The 22726-nt window shown below is 63.5% G+C and carries 18 protein-coding genes and 1 pseudogene; 6 read left to right on the top strand and 13 right to left on the bottom strand.

Translation table 11 applies throughout. From position 1 onward, the window contains the following. Positions 1–157: 157 nt before the first annotated feature. The 3 genes from HGI30_RS03480 (at position 158) to HGI30_RS03470 (ending at position 5874) form a co-directional block, all read left to right on the top strand. A complete protein-coding gene (locus HGI30_RS03480) occupies positions 158–874 on the top strand; it encodes a lysoplasmalogenase (RefSeq protein WP_168906383.1) in 717 nt (238 codons plus the stop codon). A gap of 214 nt (positions 875–1088) precedes the next feature. After that, complete coding sequence (locus HGI30_RS03475) at positions 1089–4637, top strand: response regulator (protein WP_235680301.1); 3549 nt, start codon at positions 1089–1091, stop codon at positions 4635–4637. A gap of 19 nt (positions 4638–4656) precedes the next feature. Continuing rightward, positions 4657–5874, top strand: a complete 1218-nt coding sequence (locus tag HGI30_RS03470; RefSeq protein ID WP_168906382.1) for an ATP-binding response regulator — start codon at positions 4657–4659, stop codon at positions 5872–5874. Between the two features lie 759 nt (positions 5875–6633). Here the strand turns inward: HGI30_RS03470 and HGI30_RS03465 are convergent. The 10 genes and pseudogenes from HGI30_RS03465 to HGI30_RS03420 form a co-directional block, all read right to left on the bottom strand. Continuing rightward, positions 6634–7191 (bottom strand): cysteine hydrolase family protein, encoded by a 558-nt coding sequence (locus HGI30_RS03465; protein ID WP_168906381.1) that lies wholly within the window; start codon positions 7189–7191, stop codon positions 6634–6636. 86 nt (positions 7192–7277) lie between these two features. After that, positions 7278–7760, bottom strand: a complete 483-nt coding sequence (locus HGI30_RS03460; RefSeq protein ID WP_168906380.1) for a GNAT family N-acetyltransferase — start codon at positions 7758–7760, stop codon at positions 7278–7280. A 17-nt stretch (positions 7761–7777) separates the two neighbouring features. Beyond that, positions 7778–8359 carry an LOG family protein gene (locus tag HGI30_RS03455; protein WP_168906379.1) on the bottom strand — a complete coding sequence of 194 codons (582 nt, stop codon included), beginning with the start codon at positions 8357–8359 and terminating at the stop codon, positions 7778–7780. A gap of 40 nt (positions 8360–8399) precedes the next feature. Beyond that, positions 8400–9059 carry a FusB/FusC family EF-G-binding protein gene (locus tag HGI30_RS03450; RefSeq protein ID WP_168906378.1) on the bottom strand — a complete coding sequence of 220 codons (660 nt, stop codon included), beginning with the start codon at positions 9057–9059 and terminating at the stop codon, positions 8400–8402. Positions 9060–9360: 301 nt separating this feature from the next. Further along, on the bottom strand, positions 9361–11151 hold the full coding sequence (locus HGI30_RS03445; protein ID WP_235680397.1) for an ABC transporter ATP-binding protein: 1791 nt from the start codon (positions 11149–11151) through the stop codon (positions 9361–9363). 58 nt (positions 11152–11209) lie between these two features. Beyond that, positions 11210–12988 carry an ABC transporter ATP-binding protein gene (locus HGI30_RS03440; RefSeq protein WP_168906376.1) on the bottom strand — a complete coding sequence of 593 codons (1779 nt, stop codon included), beginning with the start codon at positions 12986–12988 and terminating at the stop codon, positions 11210–11212. 109 nt (positions 12989–13097) lie between these two features. Next, positions 13098–13502, bottom strand: a complete 405-nt coding sequence (locus tag HGI30_RS03435) for a MarR family winged helix-turn-helix transcriptional regulator (protein WP_168906375.1) — start codon at positions 13500–13502, stop codon at positions 13098–13100. A gap of 1296 nt (positions 13503–14798) precedes the next feature. After that, on the bottom strand, positions 14799–15446 hold the full coding sequence (locus HGI30_RS03430; RefSeq protein WP_168906374.1) for an amino acid ABC transporter permease: 648 nt from the start codon (positions 15444–15446) through the stop codon (positions 14799–14801). A 108-nt stretch (positions 15447–15554) separates the two neighbouring features. Continuing rightward, positions 15555–16358: a transporter substrate-binding domain-containing protein gene (locus HGI30_RS03425; protein ID WP_168906373.1), complete on the bottom strand. Its 804-nt coding sequence runs from the start codon at positions 16356–16358 to the stop codon at positions 15555–15557. A gap of 425 nt (positions 16359–16783) precedes the next feature. After that, positions 16784–17284: pseudogene (locus HGI30_RS03420) on the bottom strand (acyl-CoA thioesterase); the annotation flags it as partial. 182 nt (positions 17285–17466) lie between these two features. On the opposite strand from HGI30_RS03420, the gene HGI30_RS03415 reads away from it, so the two are divergent. Genes HGI30_RS03415 through HGI30_RS03405 form a run of 3 tightly spaced genes read left to right on the top strand, consistent with a single transcriptional unit; the run spans position 17467 to position 20270 of the window. Next, entirely contained in the window at positions 17467–18366 is a 900-nt protein-coding gene (locus tag HGI30_RS03415) for a LysR family transcriptional regulator (RefSeq protein ID WP_168906372.1), read from the top strand. Between the two features lie 27 nt (positions 18367–18393). Next, entirely contained in the window at positions 18394–19020 is a 627-nt protein-coding gene (locus HGI30_RS03410; RefSeq protein WP_328805274.1) for a TetR/AcrR family transcriptional regulator, read from the top strand. Continuing rightward, complete coding sequence (locus HGI30_RS03405; RefSeq protein ID WP_168906370.1) at positions 19017–20270, top strand: MFS transporter; 1254 nt, start codon at positions 19017–19019, stop codon at positions 20268–20270. Before HGI30_RS03410 ends, HGI30_RS03405 begins: the two co-directional genes overlap by 4 nt. Positions 20271–20372: 102 nt before the next feature. Here the strand turns inward: HGI30_RS03405 and HGI30_RS03400 are convergent, their stop codons facing one another. The 3 genes from HGI30_RS03400 to HGI30_RS03390 form a co-directional block, all read right to left on the bottom strand. Further along, positions 20373–20915, bottom strand: a complete 543-nt coding sequence (locus HGI30_RS03400) for a GNAT family N-acetyltransferase (RefSeq protein ID WP_168906369.1) — start codon at positions 20913–20915, stop codon at positions 20373–20375. Between the two features lie 112 nt (positions 20916–21027). Then, positions 21028–21576, bottom strand: coding sequence for a hypothetical protein (locus HGI30_RS03395; protein WP_168906368.1), 549 nt, complete (start codon positions 21574–21576; stop codon positions 21028–21030). Between the two features lie 57 nt (positions 21577–21633). Then, positions 21634–22491, bottom strand: coding sequence for an SDR family oxidoreductase (locus HGI30_RS03390; RefSeq protein WP_168906367.1), 858 nt, complete (start codon positions 22489–22491; stop codon positions 21634–21636). Positions 22492–22726: the final 235 nt, after the last annotated feature.

Here is a 22726-nt window from a genome sequence, read left to right as displayed (position 1 = left end):
CGATCTTCCCTTCCTTCGGATGGCGTTAGAATGGATCGATTCATCCAAAATTATGCAGGACGCCGCTTTCGGCCTAGGCGAAACCGCAAGCTCCCTTTATAATCACGGTAAACGGTTGCAAAAAATGCTCCCTTACTCGCCTCCAGGAGGAACGCCCATGCCTACGCCCAAGCTCGACCCCGTCTCTCCCGCCGACTCCCGGTCCGCGTCGCGGACCGGAGCCGGACTCGCCCTGCCTCTGCTCATCGCCCTCACGGGGCTCGTCTACATCTTCGCCATCCCGTCCGAGCCGGAAGCGGTCAAGCTGACGTTCAAGCTCATCCCGATGGCGCTGATCTTCGCCTACGCCTGGAGCCGGCTACCGGCCGAGCGCCGGCCGTGGCAGACGCTCGGGCTGATCGGCCTCGTCTTCTGCGCGGTCGGCGACGGCACGCTGCGCTGGTTCACGGTCGGACTGACCGCCTTTTTGATCGGCCATCTGTTCTACCTGTCGTCCTTCCTCCTGCGGATGCGCTTCTCGGCGCTGCGGATCGCCGCGCTCGCGCCGCTGGCCGCCTACGGCATCTTCATGGGCTCGCGCCTCGTGGAGGCGCTTCGCGACAGCGGGCAGAACGGCCTGATCGCGCCCGTCATCGCGTATGTCGCCGTCATCTCGCTGATGGCCTGGTCGGCCATCCAGACCGGAGACCGGCGGGCGATCGCGGGCAGCCTGCTGTTCGTCGCCTCCGACTCCGTCCTCTCCTGGAACCTGTTCGTGGCGGACGTGCCGTTCTCCCATGCGCTTATCATGCTGACCTATTACGGCGCCCAGTTCCTGATCGCCGGCAGCCTGAGCGGCCGGGGCGGCCTCGGCAGCCGCACCGGCCATAGGTAGGCCGCGTCTCCTTCAGGCCCGCCGCAGCGGCCGTCCTTGCGACGGCCGCTTTTTCGCGGCCTGCCTTGCATCGATTCCTCCCTGACGTACAGGCATCGGCATTCCTTTTCCTCTCGATCCCGCCGCTGCCTCCCCTCGGTTTCCCTATTCGTACGAGGTTCATAGAGGGTATAATGAGAAGAATGCCTAGATTCAACCCTGGAGGTGAGAACGCTTGAGAAATAAAAGCACCATCAGCACGCTCGTCGTCGTCCTGACATTGACATATTTCATCGGACTGGCCTGGTTGACGGCCGATCCGATGCTGGCGGCCGTCTCGACGGCCGTCGCCGCGGCCGGCATCGCCGTCGCCGCCTGGCATAACCGCAGCCTCGGCCAGCGGATGCGGGGAGGCCTGGCCGAGGTAGCCGGCATCGCCGTCCAGATCGAGCGGGGCGAGCAGGTCGAGCCCGCCGCCGCTGACGCGCCTGGCGACGAGCTCGGCTCCATCGCCGGCTCGTTCCGCCGCGTCGCGGACCACCTGCATCGCAAGACGGAGCAGGAGCGGACGCTGCGCCTCGAGGCCGAGGAGCAGGCGTGGCTCAACGCGCGCGTATCGGAGATGGCCATCCTGCTGCAAGGCTCGATCGAGGTCGGAGCGGCATCCCGCATCTTCCTCGCCAAGCTCGCCTCGTCGGTCGATGCGAGCTACGGCGCGTTGTACGCGCTGCGTGCCGACGGCGCCTACTATGCCGCGGCGGGCTACGCGCAGGACGAGGCCGAGCTGCCCGCCGAGCCGCTCCGGCTCGGACAAGGGCTGGTCGGCCAGTGCGCGGAGAGCCGCGAGACGCTCGAGCGGAGCCCGCTGCCTCCGGGCTACATCCGCATCCGCTCCGGACTCGGCGCCGCCGAGCCGTCCCACCTGCTGCTCGTGCCGATCCTGTACGAGGACCAGGCCGTCGCCGTGCTGGAGCTGGCGTCCTTCCGCGGCTTCAGCGGCAAGGAGCGCCAGCTTATCCGCCGCGTCGGCGCCGACATGGGCATCCTCATCAACACGCTCGCCGACGTCGCCCGCATCGACGAGCTGCTGCGCGAGACGCAGATCCAAAAGGAAGAGCTCGAGGCTCAGACCGAGGAGCTTAAAACCCAAGCCGAGGAGCTGCAGGTGCAGACCGAGGAGCTTCAGGCCCAGACCGAGGAGCTCAAAGCCCAGACCGACCAGCTGCACCTCCAATCGCTCGAGCTGGAGGCGTCCAACGAGCAGCTGCGGCTGGAGAGCGAGACGACGGTCCGCCAGAAGGAAGAGATCGAGCGGCAGTACAAGGAAGCCCGGGAGCAGGCGGAGGAGCTGGCGGCCCAAACCGAGCAGCTGCGCGTGCAGACCGAGGAGCTGAAGCAGGCCGGCGAGCTGGCGCTCCTTCAAAAAGAAGAGATCGAGCAGCAAGCGCACAGCCTCGCCAGCCAGGCCGAGGAGCTGCGCCTTTCCAATGCCGACCTTCAACAGGAGATGGAGCGGACCGCGCGCCAAAAAGCGGAGATCGAGCAGCAGGCCGAGGAGCTCCAGGTCCAGACCGAGGAGCTGGAAGCCCAGTCGGAAGAGCTGCGCGCCCAGACCGAGGAGCTGCGCGAGCAGACGGAGGAGCTGGAGGCGTCCAACCGCTCGCTGCTCGCCCAGACGGAGCTGACCGAGCGCCAGAAGCTGGAGATCCAGGCGCAGGCGGAGGAAATCTACCTCGCGGCCCAGCACAAGTCCGAGTTCCTCGCGAACGTCTCGCACGAGCTGCGGACGCCGCTCAACAGCCTGCTCATCCTGTCCCAGATTCTCGCCGAGAACAAGCCGGGCAACCTCGTCGGCAAGCAGCTGGAGTACATCCACACGATCTACTCCTCCGGCAAGGACCTGCTGCAGCTCATCGACGAGATTCTCGACCTCGCCAAGCTGGAGACCGGCAAGATGACGCCCGTCATCGAGCCGACGGAGCTTCAAATCATCGCGGGCCAGCTATACCGGACGTTCGAGCAGCAGGCGCAGACCAAAAAGCTTGCGTTCGACATCCGCATCGCGCCGGACGCTCCGGCTACCTTGGAGACCGACGGCCACCGGGCGCAGCAGATTCTGCGCAACCTGCTCTCCAACGCCCTCAAGTTCACGGACAAGGGCTCCGTCTCTCTGGACATCCGCCAAGGCGCGCCCGAGGCGAGCGAGATCGTCTTCGAGGTGAAGGATACGGGCATCGGCGTGCCTGCCGCGAAGCTGGAGTCGATCTTCGAGGCGTTCCAGCAAGCGGACGGCACGACCAGCCGCAAGTACGGCGGCACGGGACTCGGCCTGACGATCAGCCGCGAGCTGGCCGGGCTGCTCGGCGGCCGCATCGAGGCGGAGTCGACGCCGGACGCAGGCAGCCGGTTCCGGCTCGTCCTGCCTGTCCTTCCGAGCGAAGCCCGCGCCCAGGCCGCAGCCGCGGCTCAGGCGCCGATCTCGATCGCCGAGCTGACGAAGGCTCCGGCCCCCGCCAAATTCATGGAATCGTTTGTCCCGGACATCTCCATCTCCAATCCGAAGCTGCTGCAATTCTCGGAAATGGAGGACGATCGCGACACCGTGCAGCCCGGCGATGCCGTGCTGCTCATCATCGAGGACGACGCCGAATACGCCTCGATCCTGCTGCAGCTCGCCCGCAAGCGCGGCTTCAAGGCGCTGGTCGCCTTCCAGGGCGACCAAGGGCTCGCGCTCGCGCATGCGTACAAGCCCGACGCGATCGTGCTCGACACCGATCTGCCCGTGCTGGACGGCCGCTCGATCATCACCCGGCTCAAGAGCCGTCCCGAGCTGCGCCATATTCCCGTGCACGTCATCTCGGCCGAGGACCGGGATCAGCAGACGCTCAGCCTCGGCGCGTTGTCCTTTTGGAAGAAGCCGAGCCAGGACGAGCTGGCGACGGCGTTCCTGGAGATCGAATCCTACGTCCGGCGCAAGGTGAAAAGCCTGCTCATCGTCGAGGACAACGCCGATCTGCGGCATAGCCTCGTCGCCTACATCGGCCATCCCGACGTCCGCATCACCGCCGTCGGCAGCGGACGCGAGGCGCTGGAGCAGCTGATGATGCAGCATTTCGACTGCATGGTGCTGGATCTGGGCCTCTCGGACATCTCCGGCTTCGACCTGCTGGAGCAGGTCAAGACCAACCGCAAGCTGCAGACCTTGCCGACGATCATCTATACCGGCAAGGAGCTGAGCCGCCAGGACGAGCAGAAGCTCAAGCAATACGCGGAAAGCATCGTCATCAAGAACGTGCGCTCGATGGAACGCCTCTACGACGAGACCGCGCTGTATCTGCACCGGCGCACCGCGGACCTGCCGCCGGACAAGCAGCAGCTCATCGAGAAGCTGCATGATCCCGCGGCCGCGTTCGAGGGCAAGCGCATCCTCATCGTCGACGACGACATGCGCAACATCTTCGCTCTCTCGAGCGTGCTCGAAGGCTACAACATGGACATCCTCTTCGCCCAAAACGGGCGCGAGGCCGTGCGGCTGCTGCGCGAGAAGCCGGATATCGAGCTCGTCTTCATGGACATCATGATGCCGGAGATGGACGGCTACGAGACGATGCGCGCGATCCGCTCCGATCCGGCTTTCCGCGCCCTCGCCATCATCGCGCTTACCGCGCGGGCGATGGAGGAGGACCGCATCCGCTGCCTCGATGCGGGCGCCTCCGACTACATGCCCAAGCCGATCAACACGACCCAGCTGGTCACGATGCTCAAGACTTGGCTGATTAACTAGAAAGAAAGGTGCCCTTTTCATGCTCAGGCAATCGGATATTCCCGTCAACATCCTGCTGGTCGACGACCGGCCGGACGAATACACGTCGATCGCGGCGCTGCTGCAGGACCGTCCGTACCACCTGCTCGGCGCGACCTCCGGCATGCTCGCCCTCAAGGCGCTGCTGGAGAACGACATCGCCCTCATCCTGATGGACGTCCTCATGCCGGACATGAACGGCTTCGAGACCGCGCGGCGGATCAAGATGCGCAAAAAATCGCAGGACATCCCGATCGTCTTCCTCACCTCCCTCACCTCGGAGCTGGAGGACTACATGAAGGCCTACTCCGCCGGCGCGATCGACTACATCACGAAGCCGCTTCATCCCGACATCCTGCTCAGCAAGATCGACGCCTTCGCGAGCTTCCATCTGGCGCGCAAGGAGCTGCAGCGCAAGAGCGACCAGCTGCTGCTGCGGACGCAGGAGCTGGAGGCGCGCAACCGGGAGATGACCGCCCTCAAGGAGCAGGCGGAGGCCGCGCTCCGGGTCAAGTCGGGCTTCCTGGACATGATCAGCCACGAAATCCGGACGCCGCTGAACGGCATCCTGACGATGTCCGAGATGATGCTCGAGGGCAATCTGCCCCCGGAGGAGCGTCACAGCGCCGAGGTGATCCACAAGAGCGGCAAGGGGCTCATGACGATCGTCAATCAGATCCTGGACTACTCCAAGATGGAGAACGGAAAAATGGAGCTGCACCGTCAGCCGTTCGAGCTGGAGGTCGTGCTGGGCGATACGCTCGACCTGTTCCGTCCGATGGCCGAGGAGCGCGGCATCAGCCTGGAGTCCTACCTCGCCCCCGACGTGTCCCGGACGCTGATCGGCGATGCGGGCCGCCTCAAGCAAGTGCTCGCCAACCTGATCGCCAACGCGATCCGCTACACGGAAGCGGGCGGCGTGAAGGTCTACGTCAACGAGCGCGGAGCTTCCGACGAATCGGTGGAGCTGGAGTTCGTCGTGGAGGACAGCGGCATCGGCATTCCGCCGGACAAGATGGACCTGCTGTTCCAGCCGTTCATCCAGCTGGACGGCGGCTCCGCGCGGCGAGGAGGCACCGGCCTCGGCCTGTCCATCAGCAAGACGCTGGTCGAGCTGATGGGCGGCTCGATCTCCGCCTCGTCCCAGGTCGGGGACGGCACGATGTTCATCTTCACGATTCGGGCGGCGCGCTCGCTGGACGGCGAGGCGCAGGGCTGACGGTTTTTTCATCGCAAAAAAAGGAGCGCAGCATGCTGCGCTCCTTTTTTTTGCGTGACGGACGGCAGCGTGGACACCCGCCCGGATCGGATTTGTTCCTTATTTGCCTGATCTCGACTCAAGTACCTGCGCCACAGGATAGATCACGATCAAGAAAAGACTAACGTAGATGGATCTCTCGAACGCAACGCGGAAGGATTCCCTCGACCAGCCGTCGTCTCCAAAAATCCAAGAAGCCACGGGATTTGAAATCCCGATCCCATCATTAACTTCTGGAATTAGATTTTGTGTGTAATTCTGAGCAAGACAAACAACCGCTACAAGCGATAAGGCCATTGCAAGAAAAATGCCTTTTGAATAAGGATGCTTCATTTTAGATCGCTTCAAACCAATTATCGATACGACAACAAAAGACAGGGAAATGAGAAAATACAACCTTAACCGCACCTCCCTAGGAATAAATGACTCCTACTATTTAACTGCGCCCTTTCACGAAATTGTCGTTTATAAAATGCAAATAGTTTATGGACTTCATCACGCTAAAAACTGTATCCAGCTAAAAGACCCCAGATATTGCGCTTACAAAAGTAAAACCCGGCTGTCCAGCTGAATTCGACATAATGAATAACGACAATCCGCTTCATAAAGTTGCAGGGTATGTCATTGAAATAAACGTTTAATGGGACACGGACAACTCGCCGCTTCGCCTCCCTTAGCGGGCGGCGAAGCGGCGTTTGCCGATCCGCGTTACCTGTCCCGTCAGCGGTACTGGTCGTGCGGCGGGTCGAACAACGCCTCTTCCGTCGGGCGCACCAGCGCGAACGGACCGTTGTTGTCATAGCCGTGCAGCGTCGCGTTATGATGGGCGATGATCTGCTCGGCCGACAGCACGGGCGAGTCGCTCGTCGAGTGGCCGTCCCGCACGAGCGTGACGTCGAAGCCGTGCAGCGTCGCGGCGCGCACCGCCGTGTCGATGCAATATTGCGTCATGCAGCCGGCGATGACGCAGTGGCGGACGCCATGCTCCCGCAGATGCTCCAGCAGCCCCGTCTCATGAAACGAGCTGGTGGCGGTCTTGTCGAACACGGCCGCGTCCGGTGGAATCCGGAGCGCCGGATGGACGTCGAAGCCCTCTCCTTCTCCACCGCCGACGGACTTGTCCCGCACGAAGACGATGCGGGCCCCCGCTTGCTCCGCCTGCTCGACGGCCTTGCCGATCGCCTCGAACAGCCGCTCCGGCTCGAAAATCGGAACCTCTCCTCCGTTTCCTTCCACCAGGTCCTTTTGCACGTCGATGACCAGCAGCGCTTGAGCCATGCCTCTTCCTCCCTAGTCGTCGAATTCACCGTTCCTTCATCGCGCCGCATCCGCAGGGCAGCAGGACGACCTTGCCCTTGCCCTCGTCACAGATCCCGGATATACCAGGCATCGCAGGCGTAGTGCTCCGACCCTGCGAGCGGCGCCCGCAGCGGCGCGAAGCCGTGTTTCCCGTAAAAGCGCTCCGCCGCCTTCATGCTCGTCAGCGTCTCCAGATAGCACTGCCGGTAGCGGCCGCGGGCAAAGGCGAGCGCCTCCGCGAGCAGCAGCCCGGCCGCGCCCGTCCCGCGCGCGGCCGGCAGCAGGTACATCTTCTGCAGCTCGCACACGCCCGCCGAGCCGGCGAAGGCGGCGATGCCGCAGCCGCCCGCGATCTCGCCTTCGCCGTCCAGGGCGACCCAATAGCCGCGTCCCGGCTCGCCGTAATGCGCGTGCAGGTCATGCAGGCTGGCGTCCTCCCAGGCGAGGCCGGCGCGGTTGCCGCCGAACTCCACCAGGCAGGCGCGGATGATGCCGGCCATGCGCTCGTTGTCGCGCCGCTCCAGCAAGCGGATGTTCCAGCCGTTCATGCGGCCCCCGCCCCCTTCTACGTGCGGCCGGGGGTCAGATAGGTCTTGACCGCCGGCGGCTCGTAGGCCAGCATCTGCTCCAGCAGCCCGTCCGGCGAGCCGTCCGCCAGCACCATGCCGCGATGCTGAGGCTGCATGAAGCCTTCCTGCTCCATCCGCTCGAACATCGCGAGCAGCGGGTCGAAGTAGCCTCCGACGTTCAGCAGGCCGCACGGCTTGCCGTGCAGGCCGAGCTGGCCCCAGGTGAAGATTTCGAAATACTCCTCCATCGTGCCCGGACCTCCCGGCAAGGCGGCGAAGCCGTCCGCCAGCTCCGCCATCCGCTGCTTGCGCTCGTGCATCGAGTCGACGACGATCAGCTCCGTCAGTCCCCGATGCGCGATTTCCCGATCCTGCAGGAATTGCGGGAGCACGCCGATCGCCCGGCCGCCCGCCTCCAGCGCGCCGTCCGCGACCGCTCCCATCAGACCGACCGCCGCGCCTCCGTAGACGAGCTCGATGCCGCTTTCCGCCAGCTTTCGTCCCATCGCCCGCGCCTCCTCCATGTACAGGGCCGAAGCCCCCGGACGCGACCCGCAAAAGACAGCGATGCTCTTCATTCCGACCGTTCCCCTTTCTCTTCTCGTCCTGCTGCCTCCATCAGCGCGCCGTCACGTCGCGGACGAACCGCTCCAGCGGCCCGGCATCCTCGATCTGCCGGTTGCAGACGGCGCTGTCGAGGCAAATGTAGTTGCCGATCGCCTTGTAATAGTCGGGCGAGGCCTTGGCCGGCCGGTGCTTGGCGACGGCGGTGAACAAGCCGACCTCGCCATGATGCCGGCAGGCGAAGCAGACGTTCTTGCCGCGTACCGCCCCGGTCACGCGGCCCTCGACTCCGATGAGCATGCCGTCGATGCCGCAGACGAGCAGCATGCGTCCGCTGCCGGCCTCCGTCCAGCCGAGATAGGTCGTCTGCGCGAGGTCAAGCTCGGCCAGGTCCGGCGTCTTGAGCTTCTTGACCTTGGGGAACAGACGGCGCAGCCCGGCGTCGGACGGAGTCGGAAACGGAAGCCGGTACGGCTGCAGGGCGTGCAGCCCGAGCCGGAAATCATCCGCCGCATGCCAGCCGGCGATCGGCTCCAGCAGGGCGCGCTGCCCTTCGTCCGCATCCGGAAACGCCTCGTGCAGCGCCAGCAGCACGCCCTCGCGCGCCGAGCGGAGCACCTTCGGATCTGCGGCCGAAGCGCACGCCTGCTGCAGCAAGCGGACCTGCTTTTGAATTCCATTGAATTGATGGTTTCGGATAAATGGGGGAATCATCGTTTAACGCTCCTTATGATAAAGATGGTTGAAGATTCATAAGGTGCAAAGCCCCATCCTCGGAAACGATCGGCGGGCGATATCGTCTTCAGCCGGATATGCCCCATGCAAAGGATCGCCCCTCAGTCAGGCTTTGCATGAGTCCGGCGTCTCCCGGCAACGTGATTTGCCATCCGTACCAATCCCCCTTTCCTCCAGTATAGGAGCCGGTTCGGACGGCGACAACCGCCGCGATGGAAAAACCGGCCCGCAGCGCTCCGAATCCGGAAGTCGCGGGCCGGCCTTAACGTGCATGGAAGGCTCAGGAAACCTGCTCGAACTGGCTGTTGTACAGCTCGGCGTAGAAGCCGCCCCGCGCCAGCAGCTCGTCATGCGTGCCCGTCTCGAGGATGTCGCCGTCCTTCATGACGAGGATGCGGTCGGCGTTCTTGATCGTGGACAGCCGGTGGGCGATGACGAACGACGTCTTGCCGGCGGACAGGCGGTCCATCGCGCGCTGGATGAGCAGCTCGGTGCGCGTGTCGACGGAGCTGGTCGCCTCGTCGAGGATGAGCAGCGGCGCGTCGTCGATCATCGCCCGCGCGATCGTGAGCAGCTGCTTCTGCCCGGCCGACAGGCTGGCGCGGTCGCCCAGCACGGTGCCGTAGCCTTCCGGCAGCGTGCGGATGAAGTGGTCCAGGCCGACGGCGCGGCAGGCCTCCTCGATCTGCGCATCCGTGACGTCCGGACGGGAGAAGGCGATGTTGTCGCGGATCGTGCCCTCGAACAGCCAGGTATCCTGCAGCACCATGCTGAACAGGCTATGCACGTCCTCCCGCGTCATCCGGTCGATCGGCATTCCGTCGACGAGGATCTCGCCTCCGTTCAGCTCGTAGAACCGCATGAGCAGGTTGACGAGCGTCGTCTTGCCGGCTCCGGTCGGGCCGACGATGGCGATCTTTTGCCCGGCCTCCGCCTTCATCGAGAAGTCCTTGATGACGTCCTTGTCGGCCGCGTAGCCGAAGCGGACATGGCGGAATTCGACGTCGCCTTTGACGTTCGCCAGCTTCGCCGTCTTGCCGCCTTCGTCCGCCAGCTCCTCCTCCTCGAGGAATTCGAAGACGCGCTCGCCCGCGGCTGCCGCCGCCTGCAGGTTGGTCGCCGCCTGGGCGATCTGGCCGAGCGGCTGCGTGAACAGCCGGATGTAGATCATGAACGCGACGATCGTGCCGATGCTGATCGAGTCCGAGGTGACGAGCATCGCGCCGACGACGCAGATCGCGACGTAGCCGAGGTTGCCGACGAAGCCCATGATCGGCATCATGAGGCCGGACATGAACTGCGACTTCCAAGCGCTGCCGTACAGCTTGCCGTTCAGGTCGTGGAAGGCGGCCTTGGCCTCGTCCTCGGCGTTGTACGCCTTGACGACCGCATGGCCGGAGTAGGTCTCCTCGATATGGCCGTTGAGCCGCCCGAGCACCTCCTGCTGGGCGACGAAATAGCGCTGCGAGTGCTTCATGATGACGCTCATGAGCGCGAAGCCGAGGATCGTCGAGACGACGGCCGTGAGCGCGAGGATCCAGTTCGTGTACACCATCATGACGAGCGCGCCGACGAACAAGGCGACGGACGAGACGAGCATGCCGAGGCTGTTGTTCAGCGTCTGGCCGATCATGTCGATGTCGTTGGTGACGCGGCTCAGCACGTTGCCGTAGCTCGTCGAGTCGAAGTAGCGCAGCGGCATGCGGTTGATTTTAGCGGAAATCTCGGTCCGCATCTTGTTCGTGATACGCTGGGTGACCGTCGCCATGATGAACCCCTGCGCGTAGTTGAAGATCAGGCCGGCGCCGTACAGCGCCGCGAGCAGCAGCACGATCCGGTTGATCGCATCGATGTCGATCGTCCCCCGGATGCCTTCCTGGATCTTGTCGGTGATGTCGCGCAGCAGGTCCGGCCCGATGACGTTCAGCGCGGACCCGGCCAGCGCGAGCACGAGCGACAGCACGATGATCGGCATGTACTTCCGGCAGTAGGCGGCCAGCTTGCGAAGCGTGGCGCGGAAGTCCTTCGCCTTGTCGCCCGGCGCCATGCCGCCCCCCATCGGTCCGCCCATCGGTCCCCCGCCGGGATGGCCCCGGCGCGGCGCCGCTCCCTGGCGGCCTTCATCATTCTTATAAGGCTGATTCGATTGGGCCATGGCCGAGTTCCTCCTTGGATAGCTGGGAAAGGGCGATCTCCTGATACGTCTCGCAATCCTGCAGCAGCTCCTCATGCGTGCCGCTGCCGACGATGCGTCCGTCCTCGAGCACGAGGATGCGGTCGGCGTCCTTGATCGTGCCGATGCGCTGGGCGACGATGATCGTCGTCGCGCCGCCGGTCTCCCGGCGCAGCGCCGCGCGCAGCTCGCGGTCGGTCCGGTAGTCGAGCGCCGAGAACGAGTCGTCGAACAGGTAGATGTCCGGCTGCCGGTAGACGGCGCGCGCGATCGACAGCCGCTGCTTCTGCCCGCCGGAGACGTTGTCTCCGCCCTGGGCGATGCGGCCCTCGTACTGCCCTTCCATCCGCTCGACAAAATCCGTTCCCTGGGCGATCGCGACAGCCCTCCGGACGCCTTCCTCGGCGTCGCTCCCCGGCGCGGCGCTGCCGCCGTAGGCGACGTTGCCGGAGACCGTGCCGCTGAACAGCACCGCCCGCTGGGAGACGTAGCCGAGCTTGGCGCGCAAGGCGTGCTGGCTGTACCGGCGCACGTCGATGCCGTCGACGAGCACTTCGCCCTCGGCGACGTCGTAGAAGCGCGGGATCAGGTTCAGCACGCTCGTCTTGCCGCTGCCGGTCGAGCCGATGATCGCCACCGTCTCGCCTTTGCGCGCCTTGAAGCTGATGTTGCGCAGCACCGGCTCCTCCGCTCCCGGATAGGTGAAGCTGACGTCGCGGAACTCGACTCCGCCCTCCCCGCTGCCTGCCGTCTCGGCTCCGTCCCGGATGGCGGCCTCCGTGCGGAGCACCTCGAGAATCCGCTTGGCCGAGATGGATGCCCGCGGCGCCATGATGAAGATCATGCTCACCATCATGAACGCCATCACCACCTGCATCGCGTACGAGGTGAAGACGACCATGTCGGAAAAGATTCCGATGCGGTCCGTGCCCGGCGCATCCTGGATCAGGTAGGCGCCGATCGCGTAGATCGAGACGCTGAGGCCGGACATGATGAGCGTCATGCCGGGACCGATGATCGCCATCAGGCGGCTGGCGTACAGGTTCGTGCCGGTGAGCTCGCGATTCGCCCGGTCGAACTTGGCTTCCTGGTATGGCGCCGCGTTGTAGGCGCGGATGACGCGCAGGCCGGTCAGGTTCTCGCGGGTGATGCGGTTGAGATTATCGGTCAGCCCTTGGATGATGCGGAATTTGGGAATCGCGAACAGGATGATGACGGTCAGCATGACGATCAGCGCCGCTACGGCGCCGCCGGTCGCGGCCGTCCACTGCCAGCTCTTGCCGGAAATTTTGGCGATCGCCCAGACGGCGAGGATCGGAGCCTTGAGCATCACCTGCAGCCCCATTGCCACGATCATCTGGACTTGGGTGACGTCATTGGTCGAGCGCGTGATGAGGCTGGCCGTCGAGAAGCCGTTGATCTCTTGATGGGAGAACGACAGCGTCCGGTCGAACACCATGCCGCGCAGGCGCATCGCCAGCCCCGCCGCCACCTTGGCGGCGAACCAGCCGACGATGACCGACGTCAGGACGCTGCCGACGGCGCACAGCAGCATGTAGACGCCCGGCTCCAGCAGATCGGCCGCGCGCGTGCCCTCTGTCTGGATGAGCGTCGTGATCTCGGCCATGTAGTCCGGCAGCCGCAGGTCGAGCCACACCTGGACGATGATGAAGATCAGGCTGTACAGGACGAACCCCCACTCGCCCTTCGTCAGGTACTTGAACAGCTTCAGCATCGATTCCTTCCCTCCTATAATTCTTCTAGTATAAGATACTTGCGGAAAAGAAACGCAGCGCCCGGATGGGGCTGCGGAACAACCGTTCGAAGCGATGCCTCGCCTGCTCTCACGGCACGAGCAGCTTCATGAGGCGGACGAACTCCTGCGCATCCCGCTCGCTCAGCCGGCGGAGCATCTGCTCGGTCTGCGCGATATGCTCGGCCCGCCGGTCAAGCAGGAACTTCTTGCCTGCATCGGTATAGTAGACGAGCACGCGGCGGCGGTCGCCTTCGTCCGTGCAGCGCAGCACCAGTCCTTTCTTCTCCAGCGTCTTGAGCGCGGAGGCGATGCGCCCCGTGCTGACGGCCAGGAACTCGCTCAGCTCTCCGGCGGAGGCGCCGTTGTTGCGGAAGAGCAGATAGAGCAGAATGCCGACCTCCCCGCGGGAGAATGGAACCGGCTCTTCGAAGGATGCGCTATTGGAGCGAGCCACATGCTCGAACATCTCCTCGGCCAACAGCTTGTAGTCCACGACGGTTCACCTGCTTCGATAGCTTATACTAGAAGATAATAAGCGCGTAGGGGCCGGCTGTCAACCGGTCGGGCGCAGCTGAAACCCAGGGGCGCAGCTGAAACCCAAGGCATAGCTGAAACCCAGGGGCACAGCTGAAACCCAAAGGCACAGCTGAAACCCAAAGGCATAGCTGAAACCCAGAGGCCAGCTGAAACCTGCACCCGCTTCGCGGAGCGGGAACTCGTTCCGATCTCCCTGGAGCCCAGATTCCTTGAACGATATGGTCAAGAAAGGAAGGAATCCGGCCTCCAAGGGAACCGCTGCCGCTTCTCCACGAGCCCCCGTCCGCTTCGCTCTCGGTTTCAATCCAGTCCCGTCCCCTTCACGGGGACCGATCAGCCGTCCAGAAGCTCGCCACGGTAGTCCCGACCCCTTCACGGGATCGATCAGCCGCCTTGACGCTCGCCACGGTAGTCCCGACCCCTTCACGAGGGCCGATCAGCCGCCCAGACGCTCGCGACGGTAGTCCCGACCCCTTCACGAGGGCCGATCAGCCTCATAGACGTTCGCGACGGTAGTTCCGACCCCTTCACGGGGATCGATCAGCCGCCTACACGCTCGCGACGGTAGTCCCGACCCCTTCATGGGGGCCGATCAGCCGTCCAGACGCTGGCGACGGTAGTCCCGACCCCTTCACGGGGATCGATCAGCCGCCTACACGCTCGCGACGGTAGTCCCGACCCCTTCATGGGGGCCGATCAGCCGTCCAGACGCTGGCGACGGTAGTCCCGACCCCTTCACGGGGACCGATCAGCCGCCTACACGTTCGCGACGGTAGTCCCGACCCCTTCATGGGAAGGAGCGGCTTGCTCTTCTAAGCGCGAAGAAGTCGGATAGAGCAAACGAGCGCTTGTTCGCTGCCGCCTTCCGGGTTCTATGGAAGGCGTCCCTCCCCCCAAAAAAGGGGGGGAAGGAGGACGAGCATGGGACGAGCAAAGCGAAGCGAGCCGATGCCTTTCGGAGAAGCGGCAGCGGTCCTCTTGGAAGACGGATGGCCTCCGAATAGGAGGTTAGGCGATCCAGGCATCCGGCTTCCAGTGGAATCGGAGAAAGGCTCGGCTCGGCGCAGCGGGCTTCTCGTCCCGAAAGCGCCGGCTCTTCCGAGGGCGGCCGAGAAAGGCTCGGCTCGCGCAGCGGGCTTCTCGTCCATCGAACGGTCGGCTCGCGCAGCGGGCTTCTCGTCCATCGAACGGCCGGCTCGCGCAGCAGGCTTTTCATCCCGAAAGCGCCGCTCCTCCGTTCTCCGCCCGAAGGCTATACCCGCTTCTCCACGTACTGCAGCGCCTTGCTGAGCAGATAGGTGAGGATGAAATAAATGATGGCAGCCGTCATGTACGGCTCCCATACTTTCAGGTACTGGCCTTTCATCGCATTGCTCCAGTACATGAGCTCGGGCACGGCGATGTAGGCGACGAGCGACGAGTCCTTCACGAGCACGATGAACTCGTTGCCGAACGCCGGGATCATCCGCTTGACCGCCTGCGGCAGGACGACGTAGCGCATCGACTGCCAGCGCGTCAGCCCGAGCGACAGCGCCGCCTCCTCCTGGCCCGGGTCGATCGACTGGATGCCGGCTCGGTAAATCTCGCCCGTGTAAGCGGCCGAGTTGAGCGACAGCGCGACGATCGCCGCGACGAAGGCGTTGGTCGTGCCGAGGAACAGCGGCACGAGCATGAAGTGCGTCATCATGATCTGCAGGATGAGCGGCGTCCCGCGGAAAAAGTTGACGTACGCGCTGGCCGGCCAGCGGAGCCACCAGCGGCGCGACATTTTGCCGAATCCGATGAACAGGCCGAGCAGCGCTCCCAGCGCGATCGACAGGAAGGAAATGCCGATCGTATACCCCGTGCCTCTCAAGAGCAGCGGCAGGTAATCCCAGACGATGTCGAAATCAAATCCCATAAGCCGCCCTCCCCCTCGAATGATGATGCGCGTGCCGACGGTCCGAACCCTCGAAAAAAGGCATGCGCCGCGGCCTTCGCCCGCGCATGCCCCGGATCCGTCCCGCCTCTATTTGGCGCGGATCAGGTCGGTCGTGTCCGGCTCGACGCCGATCCATTTCTTGTACATCTCCTTGTACTCGTCGCTCGCGCGCACCTTCTCCACGGCCGCGTCCACCTTCTCCTTGAGCTCGCTGCCTTTGGGGAACATGATGCCGTAATACTCCGGAGCGAAATTCGTCTTGTCGTAGATCGCGTCGAACTTCTGCTCCGGATTGTTCTGGACGTAGGCCTGTACGACCGCGAAGTCCGCTACGACCGCATCGACGCCGCCCTTCTCCAGCTCCAGCAGCGCCTCGGCGTTGCTGGCGAAGCGCTTGAGCGCCGTATTGCCGTCGCCCATGATGCCCTTCATCAGCTCCTCCGCCGTCGTCGCTCCCTGAACCGCGACTTTCCTGTCCTTGAGCTCCAGCGCATCCTTGACCCCGGCGCCCTGCTTGGTCAGAATCATGTTCACGGATTCGAAGTAGGGGAGGGAGAAGTCGTACGTCTGCTTCCGGTCGTCGCTGATGGAGATCGCCGAGATCGCCGCGTCGTAGGCGCTTTGGCCGCCCTTTTCCAGGTCAGCGAACAACGGGTCCCAGCCGGTGTTCGTCAGCTCGTAGGTCAAGCCCGCCTCCTTCATGACCGCATCCAGGAAGTCGACGTCGAAGCCGACGATCTTGTCCTTGTCCATGCTTTCCATCGGCGCATAGCTCGCGTCGGTGGCGATGCTCAGCTTGTCCCCGCCGCTGCCCCCCGCCTCGTTGCCGCCGCATGCCGCCAGCGCCAGTCCGAGCACCGCGATCATGCCGGCTGTCGTCCATTTTTTCATGCTCCGTCCCCCCCAGGAATATTGATGTTAGAATATATAACATGATCGTATCATAGATTTGACGGAGTTCAATCCCCTTACCTCGGTTTCGGACGAAAAAAAGCCCGCCGGATTTCTCCGGCGGACGATTGGAATCTTTCCGGCCCGATTGGCTACCATTCGCTGCCCCATGCGCTTGCGTAGGCCTCCGTCAGGCGCGGAGCCGCCTCCTGGGCGTTGCCGGGACGGATCGCGCTCGCGGCGACGGAAGCGGACGGCTCGCCGCTCTGCGATGGCGAAGCCTCGCGCGGCAGGAACCGAGCGGCCGCCGGCGTCGCGTCAGCGGCGACGGAGCGAGAAGCTTCCCGCGCAGCCCCGTGGCTGCCGGCCGGCCGCGTACGGCCGGCGCGCTTCTCGTCCAGCGCCTGCTTCGTCTGGCGCAGGCTGAAGTCCGGGCCGAGGAACTCGGCGAACAGCTTGCTCTCCTTGCGTCGCACCTTGCGAGCCTCCTTGCGCTCCGCAGCCGTCTCGTGCAGGCGCTGCTCCTCCAGCGTCTCCGGGATGACCGGCGCGACCTCGACGGGACGGCCGTCCTCGCCGAGCGCGACGAACGTCAGGAACGACGTCGCGCATACTTTGCGCTCGCCGCTCAACAGGTCCTCCGTGACGACGCGGACGAAGATTTCCATCGACGTCTTGTGCGCCCACGTGACGAAAGCGGACAGGCAGACGGCGTCGCCTTTCTTGACCGGATGCAGGAAGTCGACCGAGTCGGTCGAGGCGGTGACGACCGGCCGGCGCGCGTGGCGCGTCGCGGCGATCGTGGCGACATCGTCGATGTACGCCATCAGCTTGCCGCCGAAGATCGTCCCGTGATGGTTCGTGTCCGGCGGGAGCACGATCGAAGCTTTGATCGTATAGGAATCGCTGGCCGGCTTGGCCGGCATCGCTTGCGGTTTGGGAATCATCATTCATGCCTTCTTTCGTTTCAAATCCGTTCCGGTTGTCCGGAAGTGTCCTTCATTGTACACCTCGCTAAAGGATAGATAAAATACATATAAGGAATGGTTTTCATTCCTTCTGTCTATAGTAAAAGCAAGATTCGACCGGAAAGGCGGAACTGATTTCGATGGAAATCCGGCAACTGACTTATTTCTCTGCCGTCGCCCGGCACGGCAGCTTCACGAAGGCCGCGCAGGAGCTGCATGTGACGCAGCCGACGCTGTCCAAGATGGTCCGCCTGCTCGAGGAGGAGCTGGGGGCGACGCTGTTCGACCGCTCGTCCAAGCCGATCGCGCTGACCGACGCCGGGGAGACGATCCTGCGCTCGTCGCAGGGCATCCTGAGCTCGATCGATACGATGGCGGCCGAGCTCGACGATGTCATGCAGGCGCGCAAGGGTACGCTGCGGCTCGGCATTCCGCCGATGATCGGCGTGCATGTGTTTCCCTCGCTGATCGAGAGGTTCCACAGCCGCTATCCGCAGATCCGGCTCCAGCTCGTGGAGCGCGGAGGCAAGCGGATCGAAGAGGAGGTCGACAGCGGCGAGCTCGATGTGGGGCTCGTCATCCTGCCGATGGCGCAGGAGGACAAGTTCCACCTGCTGCCGTGCATGGACGAGACGCTTCATCTCATCGCGCCGCGCGACCACTGGGCGGCAGGCCGCGAGAGCGTCGAGCTCGGGGAGCTCGAGCGCGAGCCGTTCCTGCTGTTCCGCGACGAATTCACGCTCCATCACCTCATCCTCGACCACTGCCGGCAAGCCGGCTTCGAGCCGCAAGTCGCCTTCGAGAGCTCGCAGTGGGACTTCATGGTGCAGCTCGTCAGGGCTCGGTTCGGCATCACGCTGCTCCCCGGCGGCATGCGCCGCTCGCTCGATCCGGAGCGCTTCCTCGTCCTTCCGGTCGTCCGTCCGACGATGACGTGGAGCCTCAATATGATCTGGAAAAAGGACAAGTACCTCTCCTTCGCGGCCCGGGAGTGGATCGCGTTCATGCGCCAGGAGTGGCCGGCGGGAACGCAGGCTTGAGTATGCCTCCCGCGCCTCCAGGAGGGCATCGATCCGCGGAGCCTGCAGATTCTCGACGCGGCCAAGAAGGTGTTCATCCAGAAAGGCTACGGCGCGGCCACGCTGAAGGACATCATCGAGGAAACGGGCATGAGCCGGGGCTGGATCTACTTGTATTACCAGACCAAGGAAGAGATTTTCGAAGACCTGCTGGAGTATCAGGATCGGGAGTACGAGCGCTATTTGAGCGAGCTCGTCGCTGCCAAGCCTTCGATCTGGGACGTCGTCGAGACGCTCTACTCCGAGCAGCTGGAGCAGCTCCAGCGCTCTCCGGACGGCGGCCTGATGCCGGCTTTCTACGAATACTCCCTCGTCGGCTGGAGGGACTCGGCCCGGCGGGACCTGCTGTCCAGGCGCTACGAGCAAGGCATCGCCCGGTTCGCCGCCCTGATCCGCCTCGGCATCGACCGCGGGGAATTCTCCCCCCGCCTGGATGTCGACAATTTCGCCCGGCTGGCCGCTTCCTACCAAGAGGGCATCCTGACGCACTCCATCACGATCGGCATCCGGCAAGCGAACGCACCCATGCAGATCGAAGCGCTGCTGAGCTATTTCAAGACGCTGCTGCGCCCCGGCTTCGGAGGCGATCCCGCGCAACGGGAGGATGGACCATGAAAACCCTGTTCCGCAACCCAACGTTCTGCAGGCTGTTTTTCGCTTCCGTCGCCTCTCAGCTCGGCAATGTCGTCGGCAACATGGCGCTGGCCTTCTACTTCGTCGACCGCTTCAGCAGCCAGCCGGCGCTGGCCACGACGGCGGAGCTGATGTACTCCCTCCCGACTCTGGCCGTCTTCTGGCTCGTCGGCGTCGCCGCGGACCGGTTCGACCGCCAGCGCATCGCCGCCTGGAGCGACTGGATCCGGGCCGGCCTCACCGTGCTGCTGCTTCTCTTCGTCCTCTCCGATCTGTTCTTCCTGACCTTCCTCACGCTGTTCCTCCGCAGCGCGATCTCCAAATTTTTCGGCCCCGCCGAAATGGGCCTGCTGCAGAGCAGCATCGAGCCCGACCAGTACGTTCAGGCTTCCGGACTGAACCAGATGGTGCTCGGTCTGTTCATGCTCTTCGGCATGAGCCTCGGCGCCACGGCGTATCAGTTCATCGGCATCGAGGGCGCGATCCTCCTCGACGGGATCAGCTTCATCGTATCCGGCCTGCTGATCGGCTGGGGCAAGTTCGACGAAAAGGCCCGTGTGCCAAATGGAGCGCATCGCCTGCGGGAGCTGCGCTTCCCGCTCATCTGGCAGGATTTTCGCGAGGGCCTCCGCTATATCGCCGGCAACCGCCTGCTCGTCATCGTCATCAGCGGCTTCCTTTTCTTCGGCGTCGTCAACGGCGTCTTTGCCGTCCTTCCCCTGTTCGCCATGAAATACGGCCTCAGCCCCGAAACCTATGTCGTCCATTCGTCGCTCATCACCGTTTTCCTCGGCATCGGCGTCCTTGCGGGCAGCCTTCTCGGCCCGACGCTCATCCGCCGCTTCTCGAGAACCCGCACGCTCATCGCCGGTCTGTTCCTTGCCGGCGCGCTGATCGGGGGACTGGGCCTGGCCGAGCGGGTCGAAGTGTACTTCGCGCTCATGCTGATCGCCGGCATCGCCATCGCGCCGATCAACATCGCGCTGGGCAGCTGGATACCGGAGCTCGTGCCGCCGCAGAGCATGGGGCGCGTGAACGCCTTGATCGAGCCGGTCCTGATGCTGGGCCAATCGATGGCGCTCGGCATCATCGCCCTCGCCTTCCCGGCCTGGATTTCCGTGACGTGGCTGCATTACGGCTTGGCGGCGATTACCGTCGGAGTCAGCACGTTCTACCTGTCCACGCTGCCGGCGATGGTCCGCAGCCGGGAAGCGGTCCGCGCCGAAGCCTGATGCCCTATCGCGCAAATCGGCAAAAAGACCGCCCCGGCAGGGATGGTCTTGAAAGAAAGCCGTTCGGGCGGCTGTTTGACGATGGCACTCCGCAACGGGCGGCTAGATGTCCTCGGACGGATTGAGGATGGCCATCACCTGATGGTCCTCCCAGACGCCGTTGATCTTGACGTTCCGGCGGGCGATGCCTTCCTTGTGGAAGCCGGCCTTTTCCATCGTGCGGATGGAGCCCGGATTGCGCGGCGAGGCTTCGCCGGTGATGCGGTGGAAGCGCAGCTCCTCAAAGGCGTAGCGGACGACCTGGCGCAGCGCTTCGGTCATGTAGCCCTTGCCGTTGTGCGCCTGGTCGAGGTTGAAGCCGGCCATGCAGCTCTGGAGCACGCCGCGCGCCACGAACGACAGGCCGATGCTGCCGATGATCGACTCGTCCGCCCGCAGGCAGATGACGAACGAATACCGCGTGTCATTGGCATGGTGGGCTTTGGAGGTGCGGATCGATTCGAGCTGATGCTCCTCCGTATAGAATTCATTGCCCGGCGCAGGCGAGAACAGCTCGAAAAAGGCGCGGTTGCGGCGGTACAGGGCGGCCAGCTCCGCGGCATCGGATTCCTCTGGATAGCGGATGAATACGTTTGATTCCGACATGCTCATTCTCCTTCGAACGATAGGATTAACCGCATGGAGGATAAGCCCGATGAAGGATTATCCGCAAGAAGGGTTAACCGCATTATAGCATCGTGCGACGGGACAAGCTTGTTCAAACCCGTCGTTGCCGGACGGCGATCACGATTCCCGCTGCGATCCATCCGATCGCAGCGGCCGCAAAGACTCCTTCGGCGGCCCGCTGGAGCGTATGGCGCCAGCCTTCTCCCGCATCCGCGGGCTCGCGCTCCAGCGGAATTTCCTTTCCCATCAGGAATGCAAGCTCCTTGGCCGAGGCATGAATCGGCCTGGACGGCGCGCATAGCGGATTTTCCCAATGTTCCCCCTTCGTTCTCAGGAAGAACAGGTACTCCTCGCCGACCTGGCTGGGACCGTTCAAAGCTCCCCAGCTCTTGTCCTCCTCCGCCACGATGCGTTCGGACACGACGCCCTTGTAGCTCGTCTCCACCGCGATCCTGACCAAGTTCCGCTCCCGTCCTTCGCTGACCCTCTCTACGCGTCCGACCGCAATTCCGTCGTAGGCGGCATAGGCTTCCTCGCCGGATCGGAGCTCCGTGCAGGACAGCGCTTGGGCCTGCGCAGGCAGGACCAGCAGAAGCGTCATCATGATGATCGCCAAGACAATTCCCGGCAGCTTGTTCATTGATTTCCGACCTCCCTATCCCTCCTGACGGAGGGAGCGGAACGGATGTTGCCGTCGTCAGCCTTGCAAAGCTTTCCCCACAAGCTCCTTCATCGGCGTCTCGTATCCGATCAGCTTGACTAAATCATCCGTCGTCCTCGCCATCTTGCCCTCGGCAATGGCGGTGTAGACATAGGCCGTCCGCTCCGCATAAGCTTCCGGCATGCCGGATCGAACGAGCAGGCTTTTTTCTTCTTCAAAGGAAACGGAGCGATGGACGACGCTTTTTCCCGCAATTTCGGATAGAGCTTCAGCCAAATCATCGAAGCTCCAAGGATGACAGGACACCAGGTTGTATTCCTTGTTCTTATGTCCCTCCTCCGTCAGGACGGTGGCGGCAGCAAGGGCCAGGTCGCTGCGGCTGACCGCGTTCACCTTCCCCTGACCGGCATTCGTAAAGATCGTCCCGTTTTCTACGTTTGCTTTTAGCGACGAATGGATGAAAAACTCGGCGTAGCCCCCGTTGCGCAAAAAGGTGTACGGAATCGTCGTCGTGCGGATCGCATGCTCGGTCGTCAGATGGACAAGAGCGAGCGGATTGTCCTCGGCGAAAGCAAAGCTGGTATAAGCTATGTGCTTGATCCCTGCATCCCGGGCGGCTTTTACGACATGGGCATGTTGAACGACGCGCGATGGATCGTCCTGCTCAGAGCTTGAGATGAAGAGCAGCTTGGTTCCATCGGCAAAAGCATGGGAAAGAGATTCCGGATCCCGATACTCTCCTTGGCGAACTTCAATGCCAAGCTCCATGAGCGCAGAGGCTTTTTCAAGATGTCGTGCGACTCCGACAATATGGCTTGCCGGAACCTTGCGGAGCAAATGGCGGACGACCAGGCCTCCGAGCTGCCCCGTCGCTCCCGTCACGATCAGCTTCATCGAATAAATCCTCCTTTCATCATCTAAAGATATCGCCGCACTCACTCTTTCACTTGCAAGGCCACTTGCCGTACCCGCTTCGAGCGATGCCGCCTCCGGCATGATTTCCCGCAACTGGTCTGCGACAATGCGTCTTCCCAGACCTGCTCGCCCCGGCCACGGAGCAACGGCATCTTAGCCAGGACGGCGAACTCAAATGCAACGATGTTGGATTCAGTCGGCCGCCACGCTAAAC

Source organism: Paenibacillus albicereus (assembly GCF_012676905.1).
Classification (GTDB): Bacteria; Bacillota; Bacilli; order Paenibacillales; family Paenibacillaceae; genus Paenibacillus_O; species Paenibacillus_O albicereus.
The sequence above is the reverse complement of the archived record's forward strand: the minus strand, read 5'-3'. Positions and strand labels throughout refer to the sequence as shown.